Annotated in this window: 23 protein-coding genes and 1 pseudogene; 13 read left to right on the forward strand and 11 right to left on the reverse strand. The window is 69.3% G+C overall.

Annotated elements, in window-relative coordinates:
- Positions 1-48 precede the first annotated feature (48 nt).
- Complete coding sequence (locus RI578_RS39395) at positions 49-477, forward strand: transposase (protein ID WP_310875987.1); 429 nt, start codon at positions 49-51, stop codon at positions 475-477.
- On the opposite strand, the gene RI578_RS39400 is transcribed toward RI578_RS39395, so the two are convergent.
- On the reverse strand, positions 435-3,674 hold the full coding sequence (locus tag RI578_RS39400; RefSeq protein ID WP_310875574.1) for a glycosyl hydrolase 115 family protein: 3,240 nt from the start codon (positions 3,672-3,674) through the stop codon (positions 435-437). The two genes, RI578_RS39395 and RI578_RS39400, sit on opposite strands and share 43 nt — an antisense overlap.
- Positions 3,675-3,768: 94 nt before the next feature.
- Positions 3,769-5,079 (reverse strand): SGNH/GDSL hydrolase family protein, encoded by a 1,311-nt coding sequence (locus tag RI578_RS39405; protein ID WP_310875575.1) that lies wholly within the window; start codon positions 5,077-5,079, stop codon positions 3,769-3,771.
- A 458-nt stretch (positions 5,080-5,537) separates the two neighbouring features.
- Here RI578_RS39405 and RI578_RS39410 point away from each other — a divergent pair, with 458 nt between their 5' ends.
- The 8 genes and pseudogenes from RI578_RS39410 to RI578_RS39445 all read left to right on the forward strand — a co-directional run bounded on the left by RI578_RS39410 (position 5,538) and on the right by RI578_RS39445 (position 12,490).
- Entirely contained in the window at positions 5,538-6,674 is a 1,137-nt protein-coding gene (locus tag RI578_RS39410) for an endo-1,4-beta-xylanase (protein WP_310875576.1), read from the forward strand.
- A gap of 882 nt (positions 6,675-7,556) precedes the next feature.
- Positions 7,557-7,832 (forward strand): annotated as a pseudogene (locus RI578_RS39415) (IS701 family transposase); the annotation flags it as partial.
- A gap of 290 nt (positions 7,833-8,122) precedes the next feature.
- Positions 8,123-8,719 (forward strand): site-specific integrase, encoded by a 597-nt coding sequence (locus tag RI578_RS39420; protein WP_310875577.1) that lies wholly within the window; start codon positions 8,123-8,125, stop codon positions 8,717-8,719.
- Between the two features lie 74 nt (positions 8,720-8,793).
- Positions 8,794-9,153: a phage integrase N-terminal SAM-like domain-containing protein gene (locus tag RI578_RS39425; protein WP_310875578.1), complete on the forward strand. Its 360-nt coding sequence runs from the start codon at positions 8,794-8,796 to the stop codon at positions 9,151-9,153.
- A 24-nt stretch (positions 9,154-9,177) separates the two neighbouring features.
- On the forward strand, positions 9,178-9,894 hold the full coding sequence (locus RI578_RS39430) for a tyrosine-type recombinase/integrase (protein ID WP_310875579.1): 717 nt from the start codon (positions 9,178-9,180) through the stop codon (positions 9,892-9,894).
- Positions 9,895-9,910: 16 nt separating this feature from the next.
- On the forward strand, positions 9,911-10,261 hold the full coding sequence (locus tag RI578_RS39435; RefSeq protein WP_310875580.1) for a helix-turn-helix transcriptional regulator: 351 nt from the start codon (positions 9,911-9,913) through the stop codon (positions 10,259-10,261).
- Positions 10,258-10,443 (forward strand): hypothetical protein, encoded by a 186-nt coding sequence (locus RI578_RS39440; RefSeq protein ID WP_310875581.1) that lies wholly within the window; start codon positions 10,258-10,260, stop codon positions 10,441-10,443. The genes RI578_RS39435 and RI578_RS39440 overlap by 4 nt, the downstream gene beginning before the upstream one ends.
- Before the next feature lie 289 nt (positions 10,444-10,732).
- Positions 10,733-12,490: a site-specific integrase gene (locus tag RI578_RS39445; protein WP_310875582.1), complete on the forward strand. Its 1,758-nt coding sequence runs from the start codon at positions 10,733-10,735 to the stop codon at positions 12,488-12,490.
- 196 nt (positions 12,491-12,686) lie between these two features.
- On the opposite strand, the gene RI578_RS39450 is transcribed toward RI578_RS39445, so the two are convergent.
- Positions 12,687-13,256: an NUDIX domain-containing protein gene (locus RI578_RS39450; RefSeq protein WP_310875583.1), complete on the reverse strand. Its 570-nt coding sequence runs from the start codon at positions 13,254-13,256 to the stop codon at positions 12,687-12,689.
- 107 nt (positions 13,257-13,363) lie between these two features.
- Between RI578_RS39450 and RI578_RS39455 the strand changes: the two genes are divergently transcribed.
- Positions 13,364-13,699 carry a helix-turn-helix transcriptional regulator gene (locus tag RI578_RS39455; protein WP_310875584.1) on the forward strand — a complete coding sequence of 112 codons (336 nt, stop codon included), beginning with the start codon at positions 13,364-13,366 and terminating at the stop codon, positions 13,697-13,699.
- A 991-nt stretch (positions 13,700-14,690) separates the two neighbouring features.
- On the opposite strand, the gene RI578_RS39460 is transcribed toward RI578_RS39455, so the two are convergent.
- On the reverse strand, positions 14,691-14,909 hold the full coding sequence (locus RI578_RS39460; protein ID WP_310875585.1) for a hypothetical protein: 219 nt from the start codon (positions 14,907-14,909) through the stop codon (positions 14,691-14,693).
- Positions 14,906-15,226: a hypothetical protein gene (locus RI578_RS39465; protein WP_310875586.1), complete on the reverse strand. Its 321-nt coding sequence runs from the start codon at positions 15,224-15,226 to the stop codon at positions 14,906-14,908. The genes RI578_RS39460 and RI578_RS39465 overlap by 4 nt, the downstream gene beginning before the upstream one ends.
- Before the next feature lie 264 nt (positions 15,227-15,490).
- On the opposite strand from RI578_RS39465, the gene RI578_RS39470 reads away from it, so the two are divergent.
- Positions 15,491-15,949, forward strand: a complete 459-nt coding sequence (locus tag RI578_RS39470) for a transposase (RefSeq protein ID WP_399062950.1) — start codon at positions 15,491-15,493, stop codon at positions 15,947-15,949.
- Between the two features lie 53 nt (positions 15,950-16,002).
- Complete coding sequence (locus RI578_RS39475; protein ID WP_310875988.1) at positions 16,003-16,569, forward strand: transposase; 567 nt, start codon at positions 16,003-16,005, stop codon at positions 16,567-16,569.
- A 1,180-nt stretch (positions 16,570-17,749) separates the two neighbouring features.
- Here RI578_RS39475 and RI578_RS39480 read toward each other — a convergent pair.
- The 5 genes from RI578_RS39480 to RI578_RS39500 all read right to left on the reverse strand — a co-directional run bounded on the left by RI578_RS39480 (position 17,750) and on the right by RI578_RS39500 (position 24,602).
- Complete coding sequence (locus RI578_RS39480) at positions 17,750-18,079, reverse strand: hypothetical protein (protein ID WP_310875587.1); 330 nt, start codon at positions 18,077-18,079, stop codon at positions 17,750-17,752.
- Positions 18,080-18,092: 13 nt separating this feature from the next.
- Entirely contained in the window at positions 18,093-20,780 is a 2,688-nt protein-coding gene (locus RI578_RS39485; protein WP_310875588.1) for a DNRLRE domain-containing protein, read from the reverse strand.
- A 538-nt stretch (positions 20,781-21,318) separates the two neighbouring features.
- A complete protein-coding gene (locus RI578_RS39490; protein WP_310875589.1) occupies positions 21,319-21,519 on the reverse strand; it encodes a hypothetical protein in 201 nt (66 codons plus the stop codon).
- Between the two features lie 265 nt (positions 21,520-21,784).
- Positions 21,785-23,344: a PH domain-containing protein gene (locus tag RI578_RS39495; protein ID WP_310875590.1), complete on the reverse strand. Its 1,560-nt coding sequence runs from the start codon at positions 23,342-23,344 to the stop codon at positions 21,785-21,787.
- Between the two features lie 622 nt (positions 23,345-23,966).
- Positions 23,967-24,602: a TetR/AcrR family transcriptional regulator gene (locus RI578_RS39500; protein WP_310875591.1), complete on the reverse strand. Its 636-nt coding sequence runs from the start codon at positions 24,600-24,602 to the stop codon at positions 23,967-23,969.
- A gap of 151 nt (positions 24,603-24,753) precedes the next feature.
- On the opposite strand from RI578_RS39500, the gene RI578_RS39505 reads away from it, so the two are divergent.
- Positions 24,754-25,512: an SDR family oxidoreductase gene (locus RI578_RS39505; RefSeq protein ID WP_310875592.1), complete on the forward strand. Its 759-nt coding sequence runs from the start codon at positions 24,754-24,756 to the stop codon at positions 25,510-25,512.
- A 32-nt stretch (positions 25,513-25,544) separates the two neighbouring features.
- Here RI578_RS39505 and RI578_RS39510 read toward each other — a convergent pair whose 3' ends face one another.
- Positions 25,545-26,003: a transposase gene (locus RI578_RS39510; RefSeq protein WP_399062956.1), complete on the reverse strand. Its 459-nt coding sequence runs from the start codon at positions 26,001-26,003 to the stop codon at positions 25,545-25,547.
- Positions 26,004-26,008: the final 5 nt, after the last annotated feature.

Raw genomic sequence — 26,008 nt, forward strand, 5'->3', positions numbered from 1 at the left:
CTCACCATCGGCGTCACCCAGGACGGCGGCCGCGAGGTCGTCGGTGTCATGGTCGGCGACAGCGAGACCGAAGTCTTCTGGGCCCAGTTCCTGCGTCACCTGCGAGAACGCGGACTGAGTTGCGTCCGCCTGGGCATCTCCGACAGCCACAGCGCTCTGGTCAAAGCGATCCGCAAGAGGAGGGCGGCGAGGCCGGCGACGACGGCGATCTGGAGGGTGGCGAGAGCGGCGACGGAGCCGGTCTCGCCCTGCGTCCCCAGGACGATGGCGGTGGTGCCGATGACCTGTGACCCGGCCCCGGCGAAGAACAGGGCGGGGGCGTACTCGCGGATCGTCTGGGCCCAGATGAGCAAAGACGAGGCGAGCATCGCGGGCACCAGGGGGCGGATGAGGATGCCGGGGCGCGAGCGGAGTCGGGGCCGTCCGCCGCGGCGTCAGCGGCGGCCGGCTCGGTGGCTTTCCGGCGGCCCCAGGTAGCTCGGCTTCAGCCCGCCCGTGTCGACGACGAGCCTTTGCACTACCACCGTCGGGTCCACCATCCACAACTTCAGGGTGTGGGTGCCCGGCCCGGACACTGTGTGCTCGGTGACCGTGAGGTTGGTGTTGTCCGAGGTGTTTCGTTCCCATTGCTTGTTCATCGACGTGTCGTCGGCGCCCGTGACCCGGGTGACGTTCACCGTCGTCGGCGCAGCGCCGTCGAACGACACCGCGTACCGAAGGCCCTCCGTAGGCAGCACGTTGTTGCGCGGCGACAGGTACACCAGCACCCGCACCGTCCCCGGGTCCGTCGTCAGCGTCACCTCGTACTCCAGGCGCGGGCCGTTCCCGCCCGGCGCGCGGCTCGGAGCCGTCACCGGCCACGGTGTCACACCCGACCCCGTCCGCCCGATGTCCGGGATCTCCCGCCAGGTCACCCCGCCTGTCTCCACCGCGCGCGTGGCGTGCGCCGCCTCCATCGCCACGTACCCCGACGCTTCCACGAACCCCCGGCGCCCCCCGCGCGCGCCCAGCCGCGGGTTCTCCACGCGCGCCGTCACCCGCACCGCCCGGCCACCCGGTCCGCGCACCGTGAGCGGCACCTCGGTGGTCCCGCGCGGCGCACGCCGCCAGTCCACCCGCACCGTCGCCCGCACTTGGTGCGTCACCCGGCCCCGCGCGCGGTCCACCGTCAGCCACTCCACCGGCGACTCGATCCGGTACGCGAACGGCTCCCGGCCCCGGTTGAACACCTCGACGTACGGATCGGGCGCGGTCCGGTACGGGCTCAGCGCCGGCAGTACCGCGGGCGCGTCCGAAGCGGGCCACCACGCGTCCGAGCCGTCGAGCCCTACGCCCATCTCCGCCCCCGCCGGGACCTCGACGCGCTGGACCGCCGGAAACACCTCGTCCGGCAGCGCCACGTGGTCCGGCGTCTGCGGCTGCTGCCAGGCCGCGTCCGGGCCGTACCGCGCCACATTTCCATAACCGATTTTCGGCTGGGTCTGGAAGCCCCTCCACTTCCCCCCGGCCAGCTCTTCGTTGTAGTGGTCCGACAGGGCCTGGTCGTCGGCGAAGCGCGCATCGGTGACGTCTGCCAGGGCGTTCGCCCCCGCCCGGCCCTGCGTCGCGTAGTGCAGGTTGGTGAACTCCGCCTCGCGCAGCGCGTACAGGTTCGCCGTCGCCTTCACCTGGTAGAACGCGAGCTGGAAGTACGCGTCCTGCCGCTCGGCCGGGAGCAGCGCCCCGATCCGCTCGGCGCGCCCGGCGAGCCGCCGCCACTCGTCGGTGACACGCTCCAGCTCCCGGTAGTGGTTGAGGTGGTACGGGCTCTGCCGGTCGTCGTAAGCCACCGCGGAGGGGTCGGTGGCCGGGTTCTTCGCCGGGTCGAGGCTGATCCGGCGGTTCAGCAGTTCAGGTTTGCGGCGCGCCTGGAGCACACCGTACGCGTGCAGCACCCCGGCGATCGCGGCGGCGTACCGGGGGCCGAAGTTCTCCTCCGCGTAAGCCCGTTCCCATTCCTCCAGGCGCTCCAGCGGCCAGCGCTCGGGTTCCCACGCGTAGTCGAGGAAGAACTGGAGCGGCAGCTCGTGGTTCTTCATGTCGCCGACGTTGACCACCCACAGCCGCTCCACACCGTACGTGTACGCGAGGTGGAGTTGCTCCCAGGTGGAGGTGAGGTTGGTGGTGTCGACCCACTTGTAGTTCCGGCCGCCGCCGACGTAGTCGAAGTGGTAGTAGATGCCGTATCCGCCCGCGCGTGGCTCCATCGACTGGTCCGGGAGCTTGCGCATGTTGCCCCAGTTGTCGTCGCAGAAGATCACCGTGACGTCCTCGGGCGGGCGCAGGCCCTCGTCCCAGTACCGCTGGACCTCCTTGTAGAGCGTCTGCACCTGGGGTATCGCGGTGAGCCGGTCGGCCCCGGCCTCCTCGGCGAGGATGCGGCGCTGGGCGGCGAGGATGGACTCCATCAGCTCGATGCCGTCGCCGTCGGGCAGGCTGACGTCGCCGTTGCCGCGCATGCCGAGTGTGACGACGCCCTCGAAGTCCTGTTCCACCATGCGGCGGACGCCGTCGCGCCAGTACGCCTCGATGGCGTCGCGGTTGCGGCGGTAGCTCCACTCGCCGGTGCCGCCGTACGGGTCGCGGCCCGGGACGGTGATGTGCCCGGCGGCGTCGCGCCGCGCGGCGACGGCGTGGCGGTTCCACTCCTCGATGCCCCGCATCATGGGCGCCTCGTGGGAGGTGCCCATGACAACGCCGTAGCGCTTGGCGGTCGCGTGGTTCTCCGGATCGTCCTCGGCGAAGGCCCGGCCCCACACGGCGGGCCACAGGTAGTTGGCCTTCAGCCGCAGCATGACCTCGAAGATCTTCTCCCAGAACTTGCTGTTGAAGCCGTTCGGATACCCGGGCGCGAGGCCGGGGCCGAAGTACGCCGGGGCCCACGTGCCGAGCGCCGGGTTCTCGTCGTTGATGAAGAAGCCGCGGTACTTCACCGCCGGAGTGCCCTGCGTGTGGCGGCCCGGCAGCACGTACAGCTCGTCGTGGCGGTGCGGGGGCACGTCGTCCCAGAAGTGCCACGGCGACACCCCGATCTGCCGCGACACCTCGTACGCTCCGAAGATCGTCCCGCGCTGGTCGCTGCCCGCGACCACGAGGGCGCGCCGCACGCCCGGCAGCGGATCGCGCACGACCTGCTGGAGAGACGTCTCCCACTTTCCTCCGATACCGGACACGTCCAGTTTCCCGGTTTCGACCAGGCCGTCGAGCAGAGGGCTGCGGCCCAGCGTGCCCACGAGCACGATGTCCCGCGACTCCGCCTCCGACAGGCCGTGTGCAACGGCGGGCTCCGTGCCGGTCACCCGGCCGATGTCCGTACGCAGATCCCCGACGACCCGCACCACGCCGGGGTGGTCGCCTTCGTCGACCACGAGCGGCGCCGCCCGTCCGCCCGCCACCAGTGGAAAGGCGTCCCGGGCGGGGGTGAAGGACACGAACCGGCGGTAGGGGCCGGAGCCGGACCCCGGTCTCCCGGCGGCGGCACCCGGCCCGAACGGCGATGCCGGGGCGGCGGCCGCCACGGGGGAGGGGGCAGCGACGGAGGCCACCGCGGTGGCCACGGCCGCCGCCAGCACCGTGCGCCGACGGGGAGACGGGGACGGGGAAGCGGGGGTGACGCCTCCGAAAGACCTGCTCATTACTCGACCTCCGGAACGGAATGATCGGGACAGGGCGTGAAGTGTGAGACAAGGAGTGGCAGGGGGGCGGCGGAGTGCGTGCGGGGGGCGCTGCCTATCCGCGGGCGTCCCGGAACAGCCGGACGGGCACCGCGTCGGCCAGCAGACCGTAGCCGTGCGGGTTCAGGTGCAGGTGGTCGCCCCCGTCGGCGGAGTGCAGCAGCCGCTCCGGAGCGGCTGGATCCCGCACCGCCGCGTCGAAGTCGATCACCGCGTCGAACCGGCCGCTGTCACGGATCCACGCGTTCACCGTCCGCCTGGCCTCCTCCCGCAGCCCTTCCGCGTCGTCGTACGTCTCGTTGCCGCCGAACGGCAGCAGGGTCGCCCCGTACACCTCGATGCCGTGGGCGTGCGCGCGGACGACGATCTGCTCGTACGCCGCGATCAACCGCGCCGCGACGTCCTTCTGCGCGGCGGGCGTGGCCGACGCCGTACCGATGTCGTTGATCCCCTCGAAGACGACGAGCCACTCCACACCACTCTGCGCCAACACGTCACGATCGAGGCGGGCGAGCAGGTTCGGACCCAGACCGTCGTTCAGTACACGGTTGCCGCCCGCCGCCTGGTTGAGGACGGCGGTGCCCGCCGTGCCGCCGGACCGTGACAGCAGACGGTCGAGGAACTGGTCGGGCCAGCGGTTGTTCATGTTGGTGGTCGAGCCCCGCCCGTCGGTCAGCGAGTCCCCGACGACCGCGACAGCGGCCGTGCGCGTCGGCGCCCACGTCTCGATCCCACTCAGGAAGTACCAGTGGTCGGTGGGGGTGGCCCCCGCCAGGTCCACGGCATCGACGTGGTCACCGGCCAGGAGGTGGGACGTGGTCCTCGACCCGGGGTGCGAGGTGATGTCGCGCGACGCCTGGCCCTCGGCCAGGTACGCCGTCACCGTGAGGTTGCTCCCCGCCGCCACGCCGAACGGCAGCGGGTCGGACACGGCCTGCGCACCCACCGGCACGGTCGTCGACGAGCCGCCTTGGAAGGTGACCGTGCGGGCGGAACCGGGCTCAATCCTGGTGACCCCGGCCCGGCCGTCGACCGGGCGTGCCACCGACACCGAGGTGATCGGCAGGGGAGCGCCGCCGAAGGCGTTGGAGAAGCGCAGCCGGATCCGCTCCCCGCCGACCGTGACCCGCACCGTTTGACGCAGGGTGCTGTCGACGAGGACGGCATCCTCCTGGGTGAACGGCGGCGGCGGCATGTTGCCGGGCTCCGTCAACTGCGGCATGGCCGCCCAGGTGTTCACCCAGTGCCGCCCTTCCCGGGTCGTGTTTTCCGTGTCGGCCGCGCCCGCCGCTCCGCCGGTGGAGGCGGCGGTCAGGAGTGAGATCGCAAGCAGGCCTACGGCGGTGAGACTGCTGATCCATGACATTCTTCGCACGGCGGTGCCGTCCCTTCATGGCGCCGACCGTCAGCGGCGCAGCCCCGTGAACCGCACAGCCGGGTACGACGACGAGGCTTCCCGAAAAGGTGCCTCCACGCGGTCTTCCATGGAGCGACGACGACGTTAGGCAACCTACTTTCGGGACGTCAAGACGTGTACCCGTCGAAACGTTTCGGTACTCGGGGCCTGCCGACGAAAGTCACAGGGCAAGCTGACTGAAAGTCCCTGCCGCAGGAACCAATTACTCGAGACGACTCCTGTCGAGGTTGGTTTGCAGCGCTTCAGACCGTTCTGTGATGAGCACTGATACGGGAACGATGCTTCTGGCGGTGAGTCCGTGTGTACGGGTATTGACCTTGCCCCGGGCAGGCGCTTAGCTGCCGTCACTGCAAATATTTCGACCCAAGTATCGAATCTTTCGAAGGATATGGAATGAGGCTTTCCGTATGAGGCGTCTCCGCTTCCTCACTATGGCCTTGGCCACCGCCGCCCTGTCCCTGCCGCTCACGGCCGGCGTGGCCGGGGCCGACCCGGCGGCCGACCGGCAGTCCGTCCCGCACTCCAACGCCAGGCTCGACCGGCTGCGCGACGCCGCCCCCGAGGATTTCGTCGTGGGCACCGCCGTGGCAGGCGGCGGCCACCACTTGGAGCAGGATTACCCGGACCCGTTCACCTCGGACAAGACGTACCGGAAGATCCTCGGGCGCCAGTTCAGCTCGGTGTCGCCCGAGAACCAGATGAAGTGGGAGTTCGTCCACCCGGAGCGGGACCGGTACGACTTCGAGGCCGCGGACGCCATCGTCGGTTTCGCCGAGCGGCACGGTCAGGTCGTGCGGGGGCACACGCTGCTGTGGCACAGCCAGAACCCGCAGTGGCTGGAGCAGGGCGGCTTCTCGAAGGAGGAACTGCGCGCGATCCTGCGCGAGCACGTCACCACCGTCGTCGGCCGGTACGCCGGCAGGATCCAGCAGTGGGACGTCGCGAACGAGATCTTCGACGACCGGGGGGATCTGCGTACGCAGGACAACATCTGGATCCGCGAACTCGGCCCGGGCATCATCGCTGACGCCTTCCGCTGGGCGCACGAGGCCGACCCGAAGGCGAAGCTGTTCTTCAACGACTACGGTGTCGAGAGCGTCAACGCCAAGAGTGATGCCTACTACGCCCTCACGCAGGACCTGATCCGGCAGGGGGTGCCCGTGCACGGGTTCTCCGTGCAGGCACACCTGAGCACGCGGTACGCCTTCCCGGAGGATCTGGAGACGAACCTGCGGCGGTTCGACGCGCTGCGCCTGGAGACGGCCGTTACCGAACTGGACGTACGGATGGACCTGCCGGAGACCGGGATGCCCACCGACGCGCAGCAGAAGCAGCAGGCCGACTACTACCAACGAGCGCTGTCGGCGTGTCTGTCCGTCGAGGACTGCAACTCGTTCACGATCTGGGGCTTCACCGACAAGTACTCATGGGTGCCGGTGTTCTTCCAGGGGGAAGGGGCCGCGACGGTCATGACCGAGGACTTCGGCCGCAAGCCCGCCTTCCACGCTCTGCGGTCCACGCTGCAAGCGGCTCGGGGAGACTGATCCCTGTGGTCCGCCGCCCAGGGTTCACCACCGATCGGAACGTCGGCCAAGGCGGCGCCGGCTGCGGCGAGCGTGCCGGCGAGGCCGCCGGGGAATCCGGCGGCGGTGACGTTGGCGAGGTGGCCGCCGCCCGTCGCGGCGGCCACCATGACCACGGTGGTGACCTCGTGCCTGGCGGACGACGAACCGCGGTGCCAGCCGCTGCTGTGCGGCAACTGGTCCCGGTTCAGCCGCCCCGGGCGGAGAGGGGCGCGAGCGACGACGACCGACGGTACGAGGGATGCGACCAGGCCGTTCAGCCCTTTTGGACACGGGAGTTCGGGCGGAGTCCGGCTTCCGTGACGTGCCGCCGCGGGATCTGCATTCAGGGTCCTCGGGCCCATCGCCGCCGATGTAACCGGCCCGGTCGGAGAAGATCACGAGGCACAACAACGATCGCGCGCAGGGTGATCAGCGTCAACCACCAGGACCGGACGCGTACTCCGGCCGCATCGGGGGCTGTTCCATCGACGCCCGGATGCAGTCCCGCCGCGCCGCAGCCGCGCTGGAGTCCGCCATCGTCCGCCGCGACCAGGTGGCCGGATGCGTGGTGCCTCGTGGTACTCCCACCCAGCTGGGTGGTGGAGCGCCCACGGTCCTGGATCTTCCAGCGTCGCCGCTGCGTACGCGACTACGCACGTTGCCCGAGCACCACAAGCCGTGGCCGAGTGATCCATGATCATGATGATGTCCCGGCGCCTGGCGTGCGCGAAGGACGCCAAGCACCGGAAATGATCAGTTTGTTCACGGGCTCTCAGCGGCGACGTGAGCGATGGAGCGAGCTCGGCAGCGCTCAACGAGGCGGTGGCGCCCGTCAACGGACGACGGTGCGTTGCGGTGAGAGCCCGGCGCAGTATCAGCAGGCCCGATCAGATCGCCTACTACGTCGCATACGCGCCGGTGGGCACCAGCGTCGACCGGCTCGTGCGCGTTGCCGGGCGCCGGTGGGCGATCGAGGAATGCTTCCAGGCCGCGAAGAACGAGTGCGGCGTGGACCAGTACGAAGTCCGCCGCTACGTCGGCTGGATGAGGCACATCACCCTGGCCATGCTCGCGCATGCCTTTCTCGCGGCCACGGCAGCACAGGCAGCGGCAAAGGGGGATGCAGAAACGGTTCCACCCTTCGCTCACCGTGGCAGAAGTCCGCCGGCTCCTGGCAACTGGCACCGCACACCGGCCCGCCCGCTACTTCGCACCCATGCGCTTCTTCGCATTCCTGGAGCAACGCTACGCGCAAGAGATCTTCCAGCGGTTCGGGGCGGCGGTCGAGTCGCCGATCGATCCGTTCAACCGACACGCACACCGCGGTGACTTCGGCCTTCGGGTGCCACCGTCGGCCCAGGCGGTCAACGAGTTCTTCGCCGGCTGGCGCACGCTCGCAAGGAGGCGGTGGCGTGCAGGGACTACGGATGGCGAAGTTGATCTACATATCCGGAGTACGCGCCTCGGAGCTGTGCCAGATGCGCATGAAGGACCTGCACTGGAAGGCCGGCGACTTCGGGCGGTTCGTCGTCCAGGGCAAGGGCGCCCGAGGGTCGGGGCCGCGGCAGCGAGAGGCGTTTCTGTTCGCCGAGGGACGTGAGCTGCTGTGGTGGTACGTGGAGGAGGTCCGCGGGTTGTTCTCAGACGACCCGGAGCACCCTGAGTCGCCGGTCTGGCCCTCGGAGCGCCTGGCGCGAGGTCTTGGCGGCATGCCGAGCCCTGTCGGCCCGGCGGTGACAACGTCGACGCTACGGAAGGCCCTGGCGAGAGCCTCGGAGGCCCACCTGGCAGGTCCGGTCGAGCGGATCTTTCCTCATCTGCTTCGGCATGCTTGTGCCACACACCGTTACGAGGCGGGGATGTCGCTGTGGGAGGTGCAGAAGTTGCTCGGTCATGACTGGACGACGACCACGGTTCGGTACATTAACCCTCGGGAATTGCATCAGATGGGCGAGAAGTCGCAGGTCGCCAGGTCGCGGCGAGGGCTTGAAGGACTCCGAGGCTACTACGACCTAGCTGCCTGACCAGGCATGTTGCCGATCGCATCCCTTCTGATGCATGATCCTCCCTCCAGAAGGGATGGTCTGGGTCTGGAGTGGTGCATCAGCGCAAGGTGGCCCTGGAGGGGTCGGCTCAACTGGAGCTCGTCTCCGGGGTGGTCCAGCTGCGTCCCGAGAACGCGATGTTCGACGCGATGCTGCGGGGCTGGCGTGCTCAGCAGAAGTCGCGGGGGCTGAAGGACGACACGATCGGGCCGCGGGAACGACTCATACGCCGGTTCCTGGAGTTCGCGAACGACTACCCGTGGCAGTGGACGCCGGCCCACATGGATGAGTGGTCGGTCTCGTTGACCAGCGACAAGCATCTGGCTCCGTCGACGATCCGCAGCTACCAGGGCACCGTGCGACTATTCAGCGAGTTCCTCATCGACGGCCGCTACGGCTGGGGCCCTGCCTGAGAGGAAGCCTTCGGCACCTTCCCGGTGGCGGTCTGTCATGAGTGGAACACCATCGCCCACCTCAACGACTACGAGGTCGACCCGGAGGCGAAGCCGTTCACCCGCGAACAGCTGCAGCTCTTCCTCGACTATGCCGACGACCAGGTCGAACGAGCCCTGCGGGCCAAACGCAAGGGCGCCCTGGCGGCCTACCGCGACGCCACCCTCTTCAAGGTGATCTACGGGTGGGGGCTTCGCCGGACCGAGACCTCCAAGCTCGATGTGGTCGACTTCGGGCGCAACCCGCAGGCCCGGCAGTTCGGCCGGTACGGCACACTCAACGTCCGCTATGGCAAGGCCAAGAAGGGCCAGCCGCCGCGGCGCCGGAACGTGCTTTCGGTGATGGACTGGGCCGTCGAGGGGGTCGCCGACTACGTCGAGAACGTCCGTCCGCGCTTCGGATTCCCCGATCACCCCGCTTTGTGGATCACCGAACGCGGTGGACGCCTGCGGCCCGGCTCGATCAACGACCGGTTCGAGGCATACCGCGACGCCCTCAAGCTGCCGAAGGAGCTGGTCCCGCACTCCTTGAGGCACTCGTACGTCACGCACCTGACCGAGGACGGGGTGGACCGCCGCTTCATCCAGCAGCAGGTCGGCCACGAGAGCGACAGCTCCCTGGCCATCTATACGCACGTCAGCGACGACTTCATGAACACTTCCCTGCACAAGGCACTGGCCCCGGCGTTCGCCGGAGCCTGACAGGAGGGATCCGGCGATGGCCGCCAAGCTCGACTACCACTGGCACCTGCGCAAAGTCATGGCCGACCGCGGGATGTTCTCCACCACCGACCTCATCCCTCCGCTCGCCGAGCGCGGCATCACCCTGTCCTCAAGCCAGATCTACCGGCTCGTCGTCGAGCGACCGGAGCGACTGAGCCTGAAGATCCTCATGGCCCTGCTCGACATCCTGGACTGCACCATGGACGACCTCATCGAGCCCATCGCGGTGGCCGGGGCCATGAAGAAGCCCAAGAAGGCAGCCGTCGGCGGCACGGCCCCCGACACAGAAGGACTCGGCGGACTGCGGCCAAAGCGGGCCCGGATCAAGAGTGTTGGCCGGCCGTGACCAACACTGGTTCTCTCGACCGCGCCGTCGCGGACCCGATCGGCCTGATCACGGACCTGGTCGCGGAGGCCGAGAGCGAACTCGGTTCCGAGACCATCCGGACCGTGGTCATCGCGGTGGCGGGCGGCCGCGCGAAGTCACGAACCTGGCCAAGTTCCTGGCGACACGGCCCGCCGTCCTGACCGACGGCCGGTCCCCGGCGCCACGGGCCGTCGGCGACCTCCTCATCGCCCTCGCAAGGCCGGCGCCACGGCGGTCTCGCCACCGGTCTGCGCGGACTGCGGGAAGGGGCTGCGAAGCCTCCAGCGGCAGGGCCAGGACTGGTACTGCTCGGTCTGCATCAAGGAGACCACCGAGTGCGCCGCCTGCGGCAACACCCGGCGCGTCACCTTCCGGGACCGCAAGGGCCTGCCACGCTGTTCGGTGTGTCCCGACCACGATGACCGTGACCCGGCCACGGTCGTCCACACGGTGATCAACACGATCGCCCCGGGCGCCGACCGTGACGTGGTCGCCGAGGCTCTGCACCGGTCGGCGCCCCACCGTCCCCACTATCGCCAGCGAGTGGTCTGGGCCTTGGAGGAGAACCCTCGCCTGCTGACCGGCGAGGCCCATCTCGCCCCGCACCGCGCCATCTTGAGGTTCATCGACCTTCTGCACGAGGCCGGTGTCGCCGGGATCGTCCGACCGACCTGCCCCCGCTGCCACCGGGTGGTTCGCATCGACAAGCCGCTCGACGGTCAGCGGGTCTGCCGCAACTGCATCGCCAAGTCCCGCGTTGAAGAATGCGTACGCTGCGGAGCCCGCCGCGAGCCTGCCACCCGCGACGAGCAAGGGCGACCGCTGTGTCCGAACTGCCTGGTCACCGACCCCACGAACGCCGAGGTCTGCATCGGATGCAAGGAGCGGCGGCGAGTACACACCCGCACCGACGAGGGCCCGCTCTGCCCCAACTGCTGCCCCCTGCCAGTCCTGGTCTGCTCCATCTGCGGCCTCACCGCTCCCGGCAGTCACTCGAAGCTCACCGGCCTGCCCCGCTGTCGCGGCTGCTTCCAGCGCCAAGCCCGCTGCACCACCTGCGGACACGTCCGTGGCATCCATTCCGGCACCACGGACGCTCCGATCTGCGGCCCCTGCACCAAGCCGGACGCCGAGCTCTGGCACCCCTGCCCCACCTGCGGGCAGGCCGAGCGACTGCGTTCACCGGGGCCATGCCGTCGTTGCACTCTCAGGCAGCGGCTCCACGAGCTTCTCGCCGACGGCTCGGGCTCCATACCCCCGAAACTGCAGGCCCTCAACGACGCCCTGGCCGAGACGGAACGGGCCGGCACGGCGATGCGCTGGCTCTCCGGCGGCATCGTCTCCACCGTCCTGTCCGATCTCGGCTCCGGCCGTCGGCCCCTGACACACGAGGCGCTGGACGAACTCCCGGCGGGCAAGGTCGTCGAGCACATCCGCAGCGTGCTCGTGGCCACCGGCACGCTGTCCCAGCGCGACGAGCAGATGGTCCGCCTGGAACGGCACGTGAACGATCTCGTCACCTCCCACACCACCGCCGAGGGACGGAAAATCCTGCACCGGTACGCGACCTGGCACCTCCTGCGGCGGCTTCGCCGACGCAGCCGCGGCAACGACATCACACACACCCAGCTCACCGTCGTCCGCCAGCACCTGCGGGCAGCCGTCCACCTCCTCAACTGGATCGAGGCCCAGAGCCTGACACTGGCGACCTGCCGTCAGGCCGATCTTGAACGCTGGCTGACCAGCGACGACGTCCGTCACCGCCGAGAGGCTGGGCACTTCGTGCGCTGGGCTCTCGCCCAGAAGATTGCTCGCGATCTCAGCTTCCCGGCCGTCCGATGGAACGGCCCGTCCCAGGCGATGGACGACGAGGCCCGCTGGGCCACCGCCCGCCGTCTGCTGCACGACGACACCCTCAAGTCCGAAGACCGCCTCGCCGGCCTGCTGTTGCTCCTCTATGCCCAGTGGCCTGCGGCGATCTCCCGGCTCACCGTCGACCACGTCGAGGAGACCGACGGAGCAGTCCGCCTCCGCCTCGGCGCCGTCCCCGTCGACTTGCCCAGTCCCGTCGCTGAGCTCGCCCTTCAGCAGGTTGCGGTTCGCCGGAGCCATGCCGTCCTCGCCCGGACAGACTCACCCTGGCTCTTCCCCGGCGGCCAGCCTGGCCGCCCGATCAGCGTCTGGGCCATGGGCGAACGGCTCCGCTAACTCGGCATCCGGCTCGCCGAGACCCGGTCGACTGCCCTGTTCCAGCTCACCACCGAGCTGCCCGCCGCGGTCCTCGCCCGCACGCTCGGCATCGACATCACGGTCGCCGTCAAATGGCAGCGAACCGCCGCCGGCGACTGGGGCGCCTACGCAGCCGAGATCAGCCGCCGGAACAGCTCCTGAGATCCGCCCCCGATCAGCTCCCGCTGACCAACCCGTTCCGGACGAAACCAAGGTCAACAGGCGTCGCCGGCGCACCGTCTTTCTGCACGTCGGCGAGCAACTCGGGCAGTTGCGGCGGCCACAACGGCTCACAACCACCGGACAGATCAGCTGGCGACCACCATCGCCACCGCAGGATCTTGTCTGCGGCATGCGAAGCAGCAAGGTCGCCGACTGGGTCCCGGCGGGGACCATGCGCGAGGAAGATGTGCTCGTGCTGGCGAACCGGCACCCCAGCCCTCGTGAAGTCGTGTTCCCACAGGCACAGCAGGGTGCCGTCGATCTCGATGTCGGTCCACCCGGTCTCCTCGCGCAACTCGCGCTCAGCGGCCTGCAGCGGCGATTCGCCCGGATCCAGCCCTCCGCCGGGCATCGCCCAGTGGACGCCGACTTCCTCGTTGTCATACCGGAGCATGAAAACCGACCCCGCCGGGTCCAGGACCGCGACTCTGGCTGCTCGTCTGGGTATCCGCATCGGGCCAGCCTGCCAGCGTTGAACACCACTGTCGATCAAGGCCATGGCCCGGCATTCGGAGAGTTCCAATACCCGAGCCCACCATTATTGTCCGCTCAGAGCGATCCAGAGATGGCCAGCCGACGTTCGTCGGCTCGGGCCGCACAACGACTGCGCGTGGACACGGGGGGTCTGTCGTGAAGTGGAACCTACGGTGGGCGGCGGCCAACCGCGACATCTGGAGGCCCAGTGACCTGATGCCCGTGTTCAAAGAAGCCGGCTTCACTCCGTCGATGTCGAAGGTCTCCGCGCTCTGGTCGGGCACACCGGTAACGGTGCGGTTGGACGACCTGGACCTGATCTGCGCTGCTCTTCAGTGCACGGTCGCGGACCTGCTCGTCGCCGAACCTGTAGCCGGGAAGACACCGGTGGCCCAGGACGAGGGGCTCGCTACGGCTGCGGGCGAGTCGCCCAGGCCGGTGCCGCGCAGGTCCATCGGGAGGGGGTGGCCCAGGTCACTCCCACCGAACTGAGGTGGCTCCAAGACGAAAGCGCCTGCCCTCGCTGGGGCAGTGCGCCGGCTGCCTCGGCTGGGGGCTGCGGGTCCAGTCACCGTTCTGCTCCCCCTGCCACCAGTGGCGCTCCAAACGGAACCACCCGGAGGGCGAGTGCAGACGGTGCAAGCGGCTGTGGCGCATCAATGATGAAGGCTTCTGCCGGGCGTGTGTCGTAGCTGTCACCGAGTACGACGCGGCCTGGTACTTCGAACCCGCACATGCCGCAGAGCAGCCGACATGGATCCAGCTCGCGTTCTGTCTGCCTGCTTCCGTCCGTCGGCCTGCCTTGCCCACCGGTACCTACCGCCTGCAGACTGACGGCCGCTACCACGCACGTGGCTGGGCACGCGCCCAGCGCCCCGCCCTCATCGTGGACGACGAGCGGATCTGTCCGCCGACAGTGCGTGGACAGGTGGCCCTGTTCCCTGCACCGTACCGGCTGCTGGAGCACCACGCCGTCGCGATTCGCAGCCGATTCCAAGACGATCTGATCCGACTCAAACCGCTGGTCGGCCAAGTGCAGGCCGAGCACTGCCTCGGGCGTGTATGGCGCGCCAGTGCCATGAACATGTTGGCCCTTGCGCTGGCGGCGCGCGACGCGGCCGGCCAGGACCTGGTCGACGCCGCGATCCTTGACGCCCTGCCTCACCGGCCCGTCGGAGTCACCCGGGTCCTGAACAAGGCTGGCTGGCTCGCCCCTGACCTGGACCGCGAGGTGGTCCTGCTGCCGCACGCCCAGCGGGCCCGCCCCCAATCTCAGCCACTGAGTTGCGATCACTGCCTTTCGTGGGGCCGAAACCAGATATGCGACGGCTGTAGGCACTGGCGTCGCGTATACGCTGACCAGCAAGGATGCTGCGGTCGGTGTGGCGCCGGGCCGCTTCCTCTTCGGAACGGTCGATGCCGCGACTGCACTCGACAGCGCCTTCGCCTGGGACCTGACACCGACGCCTCTACCTGGCGACAACTACGGTTTGCCGGACCGTCCTTGGCGAACGGCAGCGCGGCCCGTCGCGACCTCCAGGCTGCCGAGAAACGCCTCGTCATCGACGCCCTTGAGGGACACTTGGGCGAGAGACTGCCAGGCGATGCGGGCACCGTCGTGCTGTTGAGCGACCAGGTGGAGACGGTCCACGTGCACGTCGACCGTTTGCGGGCCCTCCATGTCGGAGAGCCGCGCCTTCAATCCCAGCCGGTCGACGTCCTCCGCGCCCTGCCCGGCGTAGGCGAGGGAGATGTGGGGGTACTGGCTGGGCGACAGCCGGTACGCGTCAGCTGATGGGCTGCCACGACGTGCTCGACGAGCGCCTGGTGTGGCCGGCCGGGCCAGCCGGCCGCCTCGACCGCGACCTGCCCGATGTCCGGCCGACCGAGAGTCAAGGTGAACGGCTCGACGTCCTCGACCAGGCGGCCGATGCCGCCGCTGACCGGGTCCGAGTCGGCATCGGCGCCGATCGCGTGCACCAGCGTGCAGTGCATCCACTCGGGCACGACCCGGTGCACGCCGCGAGTCTAGGTCAGGCCGATGTACGGCTTGCCGAGCGCTGTCGCCTCCGTGGCGGGAGCGGGCAGCACATGCCAGTGAAGATCACGGCGTCCCCACTTCTCCCGCGATGTTGGTGATTGGACTGTAGCCGTGAAGCCCGCGGGCGCGGCCGGGCATGGTTGTCAGTCCAGCCTTCCGCCCCGCCACGCAATCCCCGTTGTGGCGGGGGGCGGTCGTTAAGCCCCTGAAGGGCCTGGAGCGGTGGCTGTTTTCCGTGTTGTGTGACGTATGCAGATGGGGGCGGGCTGACCGCTGCGGGGCGGCAGCGCCGTGAAACGGTACGGGTGCAGGCAGCCGAGCTGTTCGGGCAGGAGATCAAGCCGCCGGAGGTCGCAAAGCGCCTGCGGGTGAGCCTGGAATCGGCCTACCAGTGGCACCAGCTGTGGCGGGACGGCGGTCGTGAGGCTCTGGCCTCCCGTGGCCCGAGCGGGTCGCGATGCCGTCTGTCTCCACGTTGCTTGGAGAAGCTCGCCGGGTATCTCGAGCAGAGGCCGGCCCCGCATGGCTGGGTGGAGGACCAGGTGTGGACCGCGGCGAGGGTCGCCACGCTGATCGGCAGGAAGCTCCACGTCTCCTACAGCGTCTTTGGGGCGACGAGGCTGATGCACCGGCTCGGCTTCAGCCCGCAGGTCCCCGCGCGGCGGGTCGCCGAACGCGATGAGCAGGCCGTAGCCGCGTGAAAGGAGGCGACGTGGGCTGAGGTAAAAGGGCTCGGGCGGCCTGCGGAGGCTCCATTTGCTTCGAGGACGAAGCCGGGTTCACCCGACGGCCGCCCACAGGACGAACCTGGGGCCGGCGCGGCCACACACCGGTCGTGACCGTCAGTGGCCGCCGCTCGGGGCGCCTGTCAGTGGCCGGGCTGATCGCGATACGGCCAGGCTCCCGTACCCGGCTGTGCCACCGCCTGCGCGTCCACCCCGCAGGGAAGGGCAAGCGCCGCAGCGTGGGCGAGCGCGACTTCATCGCGCCGATCGACGGCGTCCACCCACTCGTCAAAGCGCCGATCGTGCTGGTGTGGGACCGGCTGAACACTCACGTCTCCCACGCCGTGCGTGAGCTGATCGCCGAGCGTGAATGGCTGACGGTATTCCTGCTGCCCGCCTACTCGCCCGACCTCAACCCCGTCGAGGAGGTATGGGCGCACGTCAAGCGCAGCCTGGCCAACCTCGCCGTACCCGCCCTGGATCGACTCGAAGCCCTCGTCCGCAACCGACTCAAGCGTCTTCAGTGCCGGCCCGGCACTCTCGATGGCTTCATAGCGGGCACCGGCCTGCCACTCGACGAACCAGCGCCACCCTGACGGCCGAAGTCAGTATCCACGACACCGAGACGCCCTCCTACGTCGCCCGCCTCGTCAATGACCGCCGCATCGAACCCGACGGCGCCCTCATTCTCGCCTGCCTGCTCGACCTGGCCCACCAGGAAGACGGCGCTTGATTCTGGTGGCAGTTCGCCGCCGGCGCAGGCAACGCCACCTCCGCCTACTGCCTGCACCTGCTCCATCTACGCCGGGGCGAAGCCCGGGACGCAGAGCTGTGGGCCGAGCAGGCCACGCTCCTCGACCGGGAACCCGGGCACTATCGCCCCCAGGCCATGCAGTTGTTGGAGCTGCACATGGACTTCCAAACCTGCAGCAGCTGCCCGCAGCATCCCCGCCCGGAACCGCTACGAGATGCCGTTGGGCACCTGAACTCCGTCTGCGACGACGACTACGGCCTCGTTCCCCAGCCAGACCCATCGCTGGCCGCCCGGCTTGAACGGTTGGCAGCAGCCTGCTGACACTCTGCCCACGCCGCCGACCAGGCAGCACAACCGCACGGCTGTGCTGCCTGATCGGCGGCGAGTACGTCATGGTCTGCATGCCGAACGCCAGGGCAACTCGAACTTCAAGACCGCAAAAGGGTTCGGCAGGATGATGCCGCACTGCCGCACCCGGAGATCCGGCGCGGGTTGATGGACATGGCACTGCCGCCGTCCGCACGAGCAGTAGAGCAGAGTTCGCGCCAGGGCCGTCGGCCCCCTGGTGCGGCATCCAGCAGGCGGGCTATGCCGCCAGGTGGAGAAGCTCCGATACGCCCGGCGTGTGCTGGTGGGGCTGGCGCCGTCAGGCCCTCGAGCGTCAGCAGCAGCGGGTCCGGCTTGAGGCCATCGCTGGCGGCTTCCAGACGCGAGGCGTCCTGCCTGCGCTGCTCCGCCACCTGTTCACAGGCGTCGTCGTAGCAGTCCTCGGGGGTGACGGTGCCCGGTTCGGGCAGCGGGTGGCGCAGAGCGGCCGGCCCCAGGAGGGGGCAGGCGAACGCGTCCGACGCCCGCTACGTACGGCCCGCTCCGGCATTCCTGGCGCGCGTCCGGCCCCGCTGGCCGTGGGGGACCGGGCAACCGCTGTGGCCTGGCCCCCACGCAGACCGGCGGCCGGCCCCGGTTCACCGGGGTCGGCCGCCGGTGCGGGGCCTGCCTGGCCCAGTGGCCGAGGTGGGGTGTCAGGTGAACGGCAGAGGGTCCGGCAGGAGCCAGGTGGCCGCTGCCGCTCCACTCACAAAGGCTGTCGCCCAGCCCGCCCACGTCCGCCCGGACAGGGTCCGGGTCGCATGTGCGGCCTCGGAGGTGACGACCACGCCGCAGACCAGCGTCAGGAACAGGTCGTCCCAGGCCGTATCCGGCCGGCCGATGGCGAGCCAGCCTGCCGCGCATCCCGCGAGGCCCACGGCCATGTAGGGCCACGGCGTGTACTTCGCCGACTCCGGCGAGGCGCGTACGCGGTGCGTCAGGATCAGGACGATGTCCGCGAGGACCGCCGCTATCGCAATCACTGGTCCTCCATGATCAGAACTTGCAGGCCTTCTTCAGGGCCGGGATGCCCAGCAGCGCCGCGACCGCCTTGCGGTGCGCCGAGGTCAGCTTGCGGCGCTTGGCATAGGTCTGGATGAGTTTCGCGGTTTTCTTGACCCCGATCTTCTTCACCAGCTTCACGGCGGTCAGGACGCGCTTGGAGCTGCCCGCGGGCGTGAAGGTGAAGATAAAGCCGGACACCGCCAGCGCGCACTTGGCGATCTTCTTCGTGGTGGACCACCAGGAGGGGTCGATCACGATGGGGAACGAGCTGTTCATGTCGAAGTCGACGTGCTGGACGAGCTTGTTGCCCACGACTTTGTAGCTGGTCGGCACGTCATTGCCGGCGGCGTCCTTGGCCCAGGGGGCGTCGAAGAAGCCGGCGGTGTTCGATGCGGGGGCTTTCCCGGCGTTCTCGTCACCCGCTGCGTAGAGCGAGACCGAGCCGTCGTCGTGCGTGACGGCCTTCATCCCCGTGGGCATGGTGAAGCCGGTCTCGTAGTCGTGCGGCGCGCTGCCGTTCTTCAGGATGTTCAGCGTGCGCGATCCGCCGTCGACGGTGGGCTGTACGACGGTCTCGACCGGGCCGGTCGACGTGTAGACGACGTTGCCGCCGACCTGGGTGCCCTTGGTGCCGGCCGCGGGGATGGTCAGCTTGTTGGGCATGAGGTCATTGCGGATGGCGATGGCGTTGTTCCTGCCGTCCCAGGGGACGGAGACCACGTTGTCCTCGGTGACCGCGATGGACGCGTAGGTGGAGTCCGACGAGGTCGCGGCGGTGACGTCGGCGGCGTCGGAGTACGTGTTCGCCAGACCGAGGGCGTTCTCCGCTGCTGTCGGCTTCCACGCGGTGTCGACAGTGAAGCGGACCGGGGCGGACCAGCCGTTGGCGTAGTGCGTGCCGTCGTAGGCGGTGGTCCGGAAGCTGTACGTGTGGCCCGACAAGAGCTTGCCCGCGGGGACCTTCACCTGCGAGGTGCTGTTGGCCGGCGCCGGGACGGCGTTGACGGTGGTGACCACCTTGCCGGTCGCGGTGTCGGTGATCTCGTAGGTGCCGGTGACCTCGTCCTCGCCGTTGGTGTCCACGGTGGAGAACCGGAGGACCGGCGTGGTGGTGTTCACCCGGAAGATGCCGCCGGAGGAGATGAAGGGTGCGCCGGCCTGGAGGTTGACCCCGTTGTAGGGGCGGTAGTTGTAGGTCACTTCCAGGGTGGGGATCTGGTCCTCGTTGACGGCGTTGGCGGAGTAGAATCGCTTCCAGCCGTACGTGTCGGATTCGTCGGCGGCCTTCAGCGCCAGGGATCCGGTCTCCGCCTGGGCGGAGGACCAAGTCTGCGCGAGCTTGGTGATGTCGGCCGTGACCCAGCCCGCGTTGTTGCAGGTCGCGGACTTGGTCTCGGTGGAGGTTGCGAACTTCTCCGTCATCGCCGGTTGCTTGGTCCACCGGGTGTTGGTGTCGGCGGCCCCCGCCGCCCACACCTCCCAGCCGCGCTTCGCGCAGGACCAGGAGTGGTAGTTCCACAGTTTCAGTGACGCCTTGGACACCAGTGCGTCGGCGAAGTTCGCAGTGCGGAAGGTCAGGAAGGACCGCGCGACGCGCTTGGTGGTGCCCTCGAGGTTGCCGGGCCAGCCCACCTTCAGGTCGGTGCTCGCGGATTGGTCGGTGGTGTCGCCGCCCTGCACGAAGGTGTCGAAGAGGACGTCGAGGGCATCCGTCGCCGGGTCGATCGTGACGGGGTACTGCGTGCCGGGGGCGGTGAGCCAGTCGGCGTCCGGGTGCAGGGTGAGCTGTATGGTGGTGCCGGACTGGGTGACGTCCATGGCGACCCGCTTGCGGTTGACGTGCTCCCCGGAGCGCGGATCGACCTGACTGTCCCACATCGTGGGGGCCGGCATCGTCGCGACGGTCTCGCCGGAGTCGTCCACGAAGTCGACGCCGCCGTCAGTGCCGGACTTGGCGGTCATACCCTCGGGCAGCACGATCGGCAGCACCAGGGGCGCGCCGCCGCGCGGGGCCCGCCGCAGTTGGAGGAATTGCTCGAAACCGGTACGGGTGGCCTCGACGACCAGGTCACCGCCGGGAACGGCGTTCTCGTAGGTGGCGGTGTTGCCGGACAGCCGTGGGGCGGGCAGGCCGCCCTTCCACTGGACGGCGATCCTGTGGTCGCCGCTGCCCAGGGTGACCAGGTCGCGGGCCTGCGTCCGCGGTGCCGCCGCGGCGCTGCGCAGCGAGGGCGCCAGGGCGCCGCCCTTTCCGGCGAGGGAAAGCCCCCGCGGATGGGCCTTGGCGACGATGTCACCGTCGGCCTCGCGTCGAAGGTCCACGTCGACGTCCGTCCAGCGTCCGTCCTTGAGCATCCGGACGGGCGCTACGGACGTCTCTCGGGTAAGGGTGCCGTCGGAGTTGGCGAATACGGTGTCAGTCTCCGTGCGCATCTGCAGGACCTCGACCCGGTGGTCCTGCATCCGTGCGGCGGTCTGTGCCGCTTCGACGCTCTCGGCCTCCTTGATCGGGTGGGTTCTGAGCTGGTCGACCGCCTCCAGCAGCCCAGAGACGGCACGCTCCGCCTCCGCGTCCGCAGGGCTGGTTCCGCCGGCTGCGACGGCGACGTTCGGCGTGGCCAGGAGCACGGCTGTGGCGGTCAGCATGGCTATGCCTGCGGCATGCCAGGTGGTTCTCATGTGTGTACTTTCCATGGTCGCAGCACGCGACCCGCCGATGTCGTTCCCCCCGGCGGATCGAGCTGCAAATGATCTTTCAGCGGTGTAATAGAAACACATGTCCTACAAAAATGCCCACTTCAGGCGTTGAGTAGGACAGATGTAGCGCTCTGAGCGACACTGGGCCGCCCGGCAACAGACCGTGGCAAACGACGACTTGCAGCGATGCGGGACGGTGACTCCTCGGTGCCGCAGTGCTCCCCGGAGTCAGGCAGGGGCTGTGAAGCTGCGGCAACACCCGCTGGTGGCCATGACGATCAGGACGCCGCAGCCCACCGCCGGCGGCCGCATTGCCCACGATCGCGCCGCACCCACCTGTTGTGCGGGAGCGGAAGCCGCAGCGGGGAGCCGCTCCATGAGGCGAGGGGAATGTGCACGCGGTCGTCGACGAGGCGCCGGAATCCGGCGTCGTAGTCGTGACCGGTGTCGACGGGCACGGTCTCGTCGAGCACGGTCGCGAAGAGCAGGTCGTACTTGGGCAGCTGCGTGGAGGCAAGGGTCAGAAGGCGTTCGCGTTCGAGAGCCGGGGCGGCGTCTCGGCCCGGAACGCCATCGCGGCCTCGAAGTAGACGACGGCGTCATGGGCGGCGCGGTCGATGAGGACGACGTCGGCGCCCTGGGCGGCGGCGTTGGTCTCGTCGAGGATGCCCTGCGCGATGATCCACTCGGTGGACTGGACGGTGTGGTTCCAGCCTCGCATCGCTTCCGGCTGGCTGGCACGCCGGTGGTGTTCTTCGGTCAGGACGCGGCGCTCGGTGAACCGCGAGGGTGGCCAGTGTCGCCAGTGCACTACGGGCGGGGCCTTGTCGAAGGTGCGGGCGCCCTCCAGGCGAAGTTGGTTCAGGGGTCCCGGCGAACAGGCACCCCGGCAGATCGAGGTCGGAGAGGACCAGACGCGCCGCCTCCGTCCCACGCAGCGATGCCATTCGCACCCCGGGGTCCGGCTTCCCTTCGCGTAGTTCCTGTCAGGCCTCGGTGAGCGTGGTTTTCTGGGATGCTCGTGTGGCGTTGAGCGCCTGGATGATGCGGATCAGGTCGGCGGGGGCGGCGGCGAGGCGGACCGGTTCGCCCGCGTCGTCGAGTTCGGCGACGTGCCAGCTGCGGGGAACGGCTTCGCCGTCGCCGCCGCGCAGTCGCCGTACGCCCTGGAGCGTGAGCCGCTGCACCGGGATCGGTCGCGCCGCGAACCGTCCCGGGCCGGGGTGCGGAACGACCGCCGGCGGGTTGTCGCCGAGCACGATATGGGTGCCGAAGTAGTTCGGGTTGTAGTCGGTGCTCTCCATAAAGCGGGCAGCGAGGAACACGTCTGCGGCAGCGGGCTCCCGGGGCGCGGCCCCGGATGCCGCTTGGAGGGGTGTTCGGATCCGGGTCGCGCGCCAGGCCAGGGCGAACAGGCCCGACGTGGCGAGCGTCCCCGCGGCCGCCCAGACGAGGAACCTGATGGAGGTCGGCGGCCCCAGGGGGTGGTGGTAGCAGAGCGGCAGCAGCCACAGGGCTGTGGCGCCCAGGGCGCCGAGGAATGGCAGCACCGACGGCAGCACCTCGTCGTCGGCAAGCCGCCGCCCGCGCCGGTGCACCAGCAGCCGGGCGGCCGGCCAGCCGGCGGCGAGGGCGAGCGTAGCCGCGATGACGGCCACCGATCCGGCGCTGGTGAAGTGCTCGCGCCAGACGTGGTGGTTCCCCGCGACCACTCTCACCTGACCGCGCCACCAGGTGAGTTCGACGCGGTCACCGGCGCGAAATCCCTCGGCTCCCTCCCGGGAGACCGTGATCCGGTCCAGGGGCCGGCCGCTTGCGAAGTACAGCCGGCTGGGCTGCTTCGCCTCGCCCACCTCGGTCCGCGCGATCACGGCGTCCTCGGTGGTCAGGCACTCGCGACTCTCGGCGGACGCCATCCCAGCGGCACACGGGACGGCCGACGTCCATGCCTCCTTCGTCGCCCCGGTGACGGGCACGAACCACGCAGCCAGCCCCGCGCCCGCGAGCAACAGCACGCACAGGACCAACGGCACAGCGACCCCGCGCCCGCTGGTGCGCTTGGAAATGACAGCGAGATGGTCAGACTCGGGCCTCCCGTGACGACGGTGAAGCGTTCGCAACGCGTCCAGCGTCGCGTCGAAGTCCGCCCGGTCCCCCCGGGATACGGACAGCGGCAGGGGCAGCCGTCGGGTGCGGCCGTTGCGCCCCACCATGCCGACGCGGAAGTACTCCTCCCCGTGCCGCCCGTACTGGATGTGGACGCGCAGATCGGCGATGTCGCGCCACGGCACGCTTCTGCGGCGGCGCAGCCGCGAGCCGGTGTGCACGCCGTAAGCGTCCGCTCTCACCTCGAGGGTGACAGCGTGGAGGAACGCGACACCCACCACAGCGGCCAGCAGTCCGCCGCCCACCCACCAGTCCACGAACTCGCCCGAGTACACCAGGCGTCCCGCAGCCAGGACAGCGCCGGCCGCGCCCAGCCCGACGAACACCCACAAGGGCCGGGTACGCGGGGGGCGGCAGATCACTTCGTCGCCAGCAGTCATGTGTGCAGCGTGCCACCGATGCCACCACAGACGCTTGTACGGCCCCCGGCAGTGTTCCGGTCCTTGAGGCTGCCGGGGGTGGGTCAAGGGCGGGTGGTGAGAGAACGGCCCAAAGCCCCGGGAGGTGACGCGGGCCCTACCAAGTGCGGCCTACTGGTCACGTGCCGCGATGCCCGACTCATAACAGGCCTGCGGAGCTGGTCCGAACCGCCTGGGCGTATCGCACAGCGGCTCGCGAATAGCGATCGCTACAAAGCGCTCCCTGGGAACAAACCCAGCCGTCCACTCGAGTAGCCCGGTGAGCCCACGTGCGCCGGGGGAGGTACAAAGCCGAGTTAGTTGACTGTCCACAGTCATCGATCATGTGGTGGAGGGACAACCCCCAGCTCTCCGAGGGGGTCGGCTACGTCTACGACTCGCACCGCGACCCGTGGAAGCGGCTGCCGGACGTGCCGCAGGGCCTGGTGTGCGGCACGTCCGGCGATGAGGATGCGCGGGCACACTGTTCGTCTCCCCGACGGTGCGCTGATCGAGGTCAATGACGCGTGCCCTGCCCGGCACTGACCGCACGGTGGGGCTCGCGCTCACCCGTGCGAAGCGTCGGGGGTGCGAGCGAGGGCAACTACTTGTGGTGAGCGGTGGCGTAGCGGGCGAGCATCGTCTCCACAGCCTCGTCGACGGCACGGTCGGTCTCGTCGGCGGCCGGGTCCCAGTCGGTGAGCAGCATGCGGGGCCACAGGACGAAGTTGGCGATCATGCCGAGGAACTGGTTGGCGGCGCTTTCTGGGTCGGGCACTCGCGCGGTGCCGGCCTCGTGCTCGGATTGCAGGTAGAGCCGTACGGAGTCGAAGTAGGGCAGCTTGCCCAGCTGAAACTGCATTCTGCCCAGTTCGGGCAGGCGCGGCAGTTCGGCGATGACGATCCTGAACAGGGCCGTCATCCGTGGCTGGCCGACCAGCTCTGCGTAGCCGCGGCCGATGGCTGCCAGGCCCGCACGTAGGTCGCCGGCCGGGGGCGGGGTCGGGGCGTGACCGGACCCTTGCTTCCACGATTCGCTCACGATGGCCTCGAACAGGGCCGCCTTCGTGGGGAACTGCTTGAACAGCGTGGATTTCGACACCCCGGCCGCCTCGGCGATGCGGGCCAGTGAGGTGCCTGCGTAGCCGTGGTCGAGGAAGAGGGCGGTGGCGGAGGAGGTGATCGCCTCCCGCTTCTGCTGGGCGAGCCGTCGGTGGTGGTCGGAGAGTCCTTCTGTCATGGAGTCAGTATGCCCGCCGCTGCGAGGCGAGTCACTTGACTCGCCTCCGAGGGCGGACCTACGGTGGAAAGAGGCGAGTCAAGTGACTCGCCTCCTGCGTCGGGCGGCGAGCCCTGCAGCGTTCTCGCGTTCCCATCCGAGGAGCAGTTCCATGAACAGCAAGAAGATCGCGCTGGTGACCGGTGCCAACCGGGGGCTGGGCCGCAGCACGGCGCTGGCCCTGGCACAGCGGGGCATCAAGGTCATCGTCACCTACCGGGGTGATGAGGCCGAGGCGCAGGAGACGGTCGAGGCGGTGCGGGCAGCCGGGTCCGATGCCCTCGCGCTGCGTCTGGACATCGCCGATGTCGCCTCGCTCCTGCCCTTCGCGGCCGAGCTCAGCGAGCACCTGCAGCCCTGGGACGCCACGCGGCTGGACATCCTGGTCAACAACGCTGGTGTGGGGATCTTCAGCCCCCTGGAGCAGGTCGGTGTCGCGGACTTCGACGCGATGATGGACACCAACGTCCGTGGGACGTTCTTCCTCATCCAGGCACTGCTGCCGCTGATGGCCGACCCCGCCAGCGTCATCAACGTCTCCAGCTCCCTGACCCGCCACACCAGCCCGGCCACCGCCGTCTACTCGGCATCAAAGGCAGCTGTCGAAGCGCTCAGCCGCACCCTGGCCCTGGAACTGGGCCCGCGCGGCATCCGGGTCAACTCCATCGCGCCGGGGCCGACCGCCACCGACTTCAACGGTGGTGCCATGCGCGATGACGGCGACATGCGAGCGGGGCTGGCGGCGCAGACCGCTCTGGGCCGCGTCGGCGAGCCCTCCGAGATCGGCGACGCCATCGCCACGCTCGCCTCCGACGGACTGCGCTGGGCCACTGCCCAGCGCATCGAGGTTTCCGGCGGCGCCCTGCTCTAGCTTGACTCTGTCGGGGATCTTGCAGATGCCGGTCAGGTTCCCAGGGTTCGCCAGGACTTCGGCCGGGGTATCTCGCGCTGATCAAGGTAGTTCTGGAAGGCAGTCGGTCGGCGGGCCGTGGAGGCTTCCTCGGTTGGTGACAGTCCGCTGAGACGCTCGATGTTGACGGCGATGGCCGTCAGGACGTGCTGGATGTGGGCCTTTCTCTGTCCTCGGCAGCGGCAGCACCGCAGGCCGTGTCCGTGGGCGAACTCGTTGACTGTGTCCTCCACTCCGGAGCGGACCGCGTAGCGGGTTACGCGCCTGCGCACTGTCCGCCTCGTCCGCGCTGCTGCGCAGCCACGCGTCGATGAACATCTGTGCATAGCCCGCGGGGTCGGCCGCGACCGCCGTCGTGCGCACTGGGGCCGGCCTGTCGGGGGGATGCCTCTATGTCCTTGGTCAAGCGGTGGGCAGCGTTGGCCCGGGGTTCGATCATCTGAGTGGGGCATGAGAC

The organism is Streptomyces sp. BB1-1-1 (assembly GCF_031597775.1).
GTDB lineage: Bacteria > Actinomycetota > Actinomycetes > Streptomycetales > Streptomycetaceae > Streptomyces > Streptomyces thinghirensis.